The following is a 6,010-nucleotide window of genomic DNA, read 5'->3' on the forward strand; positions in this document are numbered from 1 at the left end:
AATCTCTCGATGGGCCGCGATAAGTTCCTCATCAGGAACATCGGCTGCATCAGGAATTCGATCTGCATCATAAAGCAGCACGCCCATATAACGAATACGTCCAACGCAGGAATGTGCACACGCCGGAGCCTGCCCTGTTTCCATGCGGGGGAAGCACAGGATGCACTTCTCGGATTTACCCGTTGACCAGTTGTAATAAACTTTTTTATACGGGCAGGCTGCGACACACATCCGCCAGGCGCGGCAGCTATTTTCGTTGACCAGAACCACGCCATCTTCTCCGCGCTTGTAAATCGCGCCAGAGGGACAGGCCGCCACACAAGCAGGGTTCAGGCAGTGATTGCAGATTCTGGGCAGGTAATTGAATACCAGGCGCTCCAGTTCATTCATCTGCTCGCGAACTTCCTCGGGAAGCGATTCCAGATTGGGATCATTTTTTGCGTAGACATTCGAGCCACCAAGATCATCATCCCAGTTGGGTCCCGTCTCAATATCGATGGGATCCCCTGTGATCATAGAGACTGGTTCGGCTATAGGCTGCACATCTTTTTGAGGAGAGTTGAACAGATTCTGATAGTCAAAGGTGAAGGGTTCGTAGTAATCTCTCAGATCAGGGAGACTCGGATTGTAAAATAGTTTGAGTAAACCCTGAAAACGGGTATGCAACTTCAGGTTGAGCCCATTCTTTTTTCTCTCCCACCCCCCTCTAAATTCTTCCTGATTCTCCCATTGGGTGGGGTATCCTGTCCCTGGGCGGGTTTCAACATTATTCCACCACATATACTCGGCGCCTTTACGGTCTGTCCAAATATTTTTGCATGCCACTGAGCAGGTATGGCAACCGATGCATTTATCGAGGTGGAAGATCATACTCATATGGGTACGTACGTTCATAAAATTCTCCTTACCTTAATCTCTCCCCGCCCCCTTCTGAGAAAGGGGCGGGGTTGAGAGGTTGAGGGATGATTTAGAAGTCTGGCTTTTCGATCCTTCGTACGAAGACGAATGTGTCTCGATTGACGCCTGTAGGGCCCCAGTAATTGAAGGCATAGGTGAACTGGGCATAACCGCCAGACATCAGCACTGGTTTGAGGCGAGCACGGGTCAACGAGTTGTTCATACCCGCTCGTTTATTCCCTCGGAGCGGAGATTTCGGAATGCCTATCGTTCGCTCGGTAGCGTGATAGACAAATACCGTGCCGCTGGGGATGCGAGAAGAAACGATGGCTCGCTGTACGAAGACCCCGTTATCATTATAGAGTTCAACCCAATCATTATCCTTGATCTCCATCTCTGCGGCATCCTTGTGATTGAGCCATACCGGATAGTTACCCCGGGAGAGAGTCATCATACGATGGTTATCAGAATAGGTTGAGTGGATACTCCACTTGCCATGCGGAGTAATGTAGTTGAGCATCTTGCCTTGTGCTTCGGCCATACTTCGCTCGGTATCATCGAGCATGGTGTGATCAGGGCGCGGCTTGTAGACTGGCAGGTGCTCACCCCAATCCAGATAACCTTCATGGTCGAGATAGAAATGTTGTCGTCCCGTCAGCGTCCGCCAGGGAACCATGCGTTCAACATTCAGGGTGAAAGGCGAATACGCGCGGCCTTCATTGATTAATCCAGACCAGGTTGGGGTTGTCAACACTCGACGGGGCTGACTAATAATGTCAGCAAAGGAGATACGGGCTGAGCGTGTCCCTTCGGCCAAATCGGTGAGGGATAGTCCTGTTTTCTTTTCTTCCGCTTCAAAAGCACGATAGGCCAACTCACCATTGGATGCCGGATCCAGGCGTAAAATTGTGTCGCAAACCTCCCGTCCAAACTCCAGGGAGGGGTAAACATCTCCAGGTTCAGGCAGGTTTTTGCCGAATGTCCTGGGCTGTTGACGCTTAAGATATTGATATTCATCTGCCACAGGGATGCGCAACCCGTGGGCAGCGATCCCGTTTTTCTCAACGCCTTTGCCCAAGCTGACAAAACGCTCACTCAATTTCACATAATCGCGTTCAACCACCTTGAAATGAGGCATGGTTTTACCAGGGATTGGCTCGACATCACCTTTTTGCCAATCTTGCACGCTGGGTTGAGCAATCTCATCAGGCGTATCATGCTGGAGCGGCAACATAACCACATCTTTGAACGGTTCAGAAAGATGTGTTTCAGATAACTCACTTACTTTTTGAGCCAGGGTTTTGAAGATATCCCAATCACTCTTGGATTCCCAAGCCGGTGGCACCGCTGCCTGCATGGGGTTAATATAAGTATGCATATCTGTGGTGTTGAGATCATCTTTCTCATACCAGGATGCAGCCGGCAGGACGATATCGGAATATAAAGCCGAAGTATCCATGCGGAAGTTGAGATCCACCACCAAATCCATTTTTCCTTCTGGTGCATGCTTGTGATAAACAACTTCGCTGGTATGTCCCAAGGCTTGCTCTTTAGCGATGGCAGTACTATGTGTACCCAGGTAATGCTTCATGAAGAACTCATGTCCTTTGGCACTGGTGCCGATCGCATTACCGCGCCAAATCACCCATACTCTGGGCCAATTTTCAGGAGCATCCGGGTCTTCAACCGCCAAATCGAGTTTCTTTTCTTTGAATTGATCTACAACATATTTCACAATCTCAGCATCATCTTTAGCACCACCGTCAAGGGCATCTTGCACCACATCAACTGAATTCCGTTTAAATTGCGGGAAGAAGGGCAGCCAACCTCGGCGCACTGCACGAACTTGATGATCGATGGTATGGTCTCTTGCAGGCTTATTTGGCAATTCGTCATAAGCGGTATAACCACGCTCATAACGCCATTGGTCACTGTGCACATAATGGAAAGAGGGTGTATTCTGTTGGCGTGGAGCCATCCCCCAATCAGTAGCAAATGCGATGGTGGCCCAGGAGCCGATATTGACAAGTTTTTCCTGTCCTACATAATGAGCCAGACCACCGCCATTGACGCCCACACTACCAGTCAGCATCAATGCGACAATGGATGAGCGATAGAGCAAATTGTTGTGATACCAGTGATTCGCCCCAGCACCGATGATGACCATATTCTTGCCTTTGGTCTTTTCACCATTGGTGGCCCACTCTCGAGCAAAACGGATGCATGTATCCTGGTGGATGCCAGTATATTTCTCCTGCCAGGCCGGTGTGTAGACACCATCCGCATCTTCGTAGCTTTCCGGATATTCACCAGACAGACCACGATTGACACCAAATTGAGCCATCACAAGATCAAAAACGGTGGTTACAGCGATCCGGCCCTGCTCAGTTTCAATATAACGTACTGGCACACCGCGTGCGTTGGATGTATTGGTTGAGAAATCATCAAATTCAAGATCGACAACTTCGTCGTGGGATTCGGCAAAGCTCAATTGCGGGTTAATCTCTTCATCGGTCAGACCATCTTTTAGTTCGAGATTCCATTTCCCCTTTTCCTTCTCTGCCCAGCGGAAGCCGACCGTGCCTTTTGGCATGCGGGGGCGCCCACTCTTTTCATCCCAAATGAGCAGTTTCCAATCACCGTTTTCAACATCCTTGTATTCGCCTACTCTGTTGGCACGCATATATTTGCCCGGTCTCTTCTCATCGATCTGAACCAGGAAGGGCATATCGGAGTATTGCTTGAGGTAATCCATAAAATATGGCACCTGCCGCTGAACATAGAATTCAGTCAAAATCACATGATTGACCGCCATCCAGAAAGCAGTATCCTGTCCGGCATGGACAGGAATCCAGTAATCGGCGTATTTGGCAACCTGTGAGAAATCTGGGGCAAAGACCGTCAGCTTACCACCGGCGTGACGCACTTCTGAGATGAAATGGGTGTCAGGTGTGCGGGTCATATTGAGATTGGATCCCACCACGGCGATAAAACGGGAGTTGAACCAGTCGGCTGACTCATGAACATCGGTTTGTTCACCCCAAATTTCAGGGCTGGCAGGTGGGAGATCACAATACCAGTCGTAGAAGCTCATGATCACGCCACCCAGCAAGCTCATAAATCGGCTCCCGGCAGCATAACTGATCTGCGACATAGCCGGAATCGGGGAAAAGCCAGCCACTCTATCGGGACCATATTTCTTGGTGGTGTGGATCATGGAGGCTGCGATCAATTCGAGAGATTCATCCCAGGAAATACGTCGAAAACCGCCCTTGCCCCGGGCTTGCTGATAACGTTTCCGGGAATCTTCGTCCTCCATCAGGGCTGCCCAGGCTTTGACGGGATCTCCATGAAGGGCTTTAGCCTCCCGCCAGAGATCGATCAATGCTCCGCGCCCATAAGGGTATTTGACGCGAATGGGGCTGTAGAGATACCAGGAGTAACTGATCCCCCTCTGGCAGCCACGCGGCTCATAGGGTGGGAGTCCCTCTTCCAACTGAGGGTAATCCGTGGCTTGCATTTCCCAGGTGACAATGCCATCTTTTACGAATACTTCCCACGAACAGCTACCCGTACAATTTACACCATGGGTGGTTCGCACCCGCTTATCATGCTGGTGTCGATTGCGGTAGAACTCTTCCCATTTTCGCTCAGTGGGTGAAACTTTTTCCTTAGTCCATTCTTTCATGAGTGTCTCCTTGAAGTGATCCCTGCATCTCTTCTCAAGCGATCTGATAGATTCTCTCGTTGTTTTGGCCAGAAAAATGCCATGACTCCAAAAAGTACTCCGGCACCCAAAAGACCTGCACCCCAGAATAACGAGGTGGCTCCGGTAGCAACGCCCTCTTTCCCCTCTGAATCAGCAGCTGCAAAAAAGGCCAATAAATCCGCGATTTCCTGGTTTGATAAAGCTTTCTCAGCATAAACACCCTGCATGGTGGGAAATGCAATATTCTGAATTGAACTGGCTAAGCCCACTTCTCCATATCGCTGGAAAACATGGGTCAGATCAGGACCCAGACTGCCTCCACCAAATAAACCAACACCGCCAACAGTGTGGCAGGCAATACAAGGTGTACCGCCATTGTCAAATGCTTCTCCGCCGGTAAAAAGCCCTTCACCCCGGCTAATCTTTCCTGATGGTAGAGGGTCACTGGTAACGGGAGCGACACTTTCACCACCTTCAAAAAAAGTCAGCAGCGATTCCACTTCTGCGTCTGGTAGCCCTAGGTTTGGCATCGGGATGCCGTTAAATTCAGCCAGTAAACCCGTGGCGATTGGATCTCCATCTGCCAGGATTTGATCCGGGGCACTGATAAAACTGGCTACCCAATCCCGATCGCGCCGATCCAATACTCCTTCCAGATCAGGGCCAACAACTATTCCTCCGCCGATTGAATGGCAGGATATGCATTTCTGTTCAAAAATACCCTGGCCCTCATCAGAGGATTGGTGTTTCGGGGATGCTGTTGCCTGATAAAAAGATCCAGTCAGCAAAACCCCACTTAACAAGATAATTACAAAAGATCTTTCTGCCAGTGATCTCCAGATATTATGCTTGACTTCCATAAGACACTCCTCTACGTATTTATTAGCATTATGCTTTTATATTTTCATCTTTTGATGCGTCCTGTTTGGGCAAGGCTGCAATGGCAGCAAGCAGATCTGACACCCTGGCATCGATGGATTGGTTGGTGATGACCTGCATTTGGTTGGTATTCAGATCCGCGTGAATGATCGGAAGATTTGGATTGGCAATCAAAATGGGAGTAAAAGCAGCGACAATGGATTCGTCAGCCACAGCCACAATCACAGCATCAGGCGTCTGGCTTTTCAGTTTTGGGATTGCATCTTCAGGCGTGGGCGCTGTACCAATTACCGAAACGGTCTGACTATCCCCCAATAATTGGATTAAAGTTTCAGCAAATAATGAATCTCCAACGACAAAAACATTGCGCAATTCCATCTATCAAGAATAACGAACTAGAGAATGCGTGTCTATCCGTCGTCAATGGTACAAAGGATGAAAAAAGAGCGATCTAAATGACCGCTCTTCTAAAAAAGGATTAGTTCCCCGTTTATCCGCTTAAAAAAATAAAGGACTTACAAACAC

General features: G+C 49.1%; 4 protein-coding genes. All 4 read right to left on the bottom strand.

Annotation, left to right across the window (positions count from 1 at the left end):
• The coding region (locus tag AC3DOM_RS02795) for a 4Fe-4S dicluster domain-containing protein (RefSeq protein ID WP_487917504.1) at window positions 1–894 on the bottom strand (894 nt) is incomplete at its 3' end.
• Window positions 895–967: 73 nt separating this feature from the next.
• Window positions 968–4,585, bottom strand: coding sequence for a nitrate reductase subunit alpha (locus AC3DOM_RS02800; RefSeq protein WP_487917505.1), 3,618 nt, complete (start codon window positions 4,583–4,585; stop codon window positions 968–970).
• Window positions 4,582–5,466 (bottom strand): c-type cytochrome, encoded by an 885-nt coding sequence (locus tag AC3DOM_RS02805; protein WP_487917506.1) that lies wholly within the window; start codon window positions 5,464–5,466, stop codon window positions 4,582–4,584. Before AC3DOM_RS02805 ends, AC3DOM_RS02800 begins: the two co-directional genes overlap by 4 nt.
• A gap of 28 nt (window positions 5,467–5,494) precedes the next feature.
• Window positions 5,495–5,863 (bottom strand): response regulator, encoded by a 369-nt coding sequence (locus AC3DOM_RS02810; RefSeq protein WP_487917507.1) that lies wholly within the window; start codon window positions 5,861–5,863, stop codon window positions 5,495–5,497.
• Window positions 5,864–6,010 lie beyond the last annotated feature (147 nt).

It is taken from the genome of Candidatus Desulfolinea nitratireducens (assembly GCF_982879505.1).

Bases quoted from the DNA above. Each gene is read 5' to 3' on its own strand.
- AC3DOM_RS02800 (WP_487917505.1), bottom strand. From the start codon at position 4,585: ATGAAAGAATGGACTAAGGAAAAAGTTTCACCCACTGAGCGAAAATGG.
- AC3DOM_RS02805 (WP_487917506.1), bottom strand. From the start codon at position 5,466: ATGGAAGTCAAGCATAATATCTGGAGATCACTGGCAGAAAGATCTTTT.
- AC3DOM_RS02810 (WP_487917507.1), bottom strand. From the start codon at position 5,863: ATGGAATTGCGCAATGTTTTTGTCGTTGGAGATTCATTATTTGCTGAA.